The organism is Stenotrophomonas sp. INTA L402-1 (assembly GCF_059295135.1).
The window spans coordinates 1-538 of record NZ_JCAFWP010000230.1 but is presented as its reverse complement, the minus strand read 5'-3'; the positions used below and the strand labels follow the sequence as shown (position 1 = coordinate 538).

Here is a 538-nt window from a genome sequence, read left to right as displayed (position 1 = left end):
CGTTCTGACCGTTACGGCCAATCGCCTGCGCCAGGTTACCGGCTTCAACGGCGATATCCATGGTGTGTTTATCTTCATCCACCACGATAGAAGCAACGTCTGCCGGTGCCATTGCGTTAATCACGAACTGCGCCGGGTTATCATCCCACAGGACGATATCGATACGCTCGCCACCCAGTTCAGTAGACACCGCCTGAACACGCGCGCCACGCATACCTACGCAAGCACCTACCGGATCGATACGTTTATCGTTGGTTTTCACCGCGATTTTCGCACGAGAACCCGGATCGCGAGCCGCTGCTTTAATTTCAATCACTTCTTCGCCGATTTCCGGCACTTCAATGCGGAACAGTTCGATCAGCATTTCCGGCTTGGAGCGGGTGACGAACAGCTGCGCGCCACGCGCTTCCGGGCGAACGGAATAGAGCACGCCACGAACGCGGTCGCCAGGGCGGAAGTTTTCACGCGGCAGCATATCTTCGCGCAGGATCACGGCTTCAGCGTTGTTGCCCAGATCCAGAGAGATGTTGTCGCGGTT

General features: G+C 56.9%; 1 protein-coding gene. It reads right to left on the bottom strand.

What is annotated here, in order from left to right:
* Positions 1-538, bottom strand: a 538-nt coding sequence (gene nusA, locus AC5O77_RS22520; RefSeq protein WP_494507262.1) for a transcription termination/antitermination protein NusA, incomplete at both ends; no start/stop codon positions are given.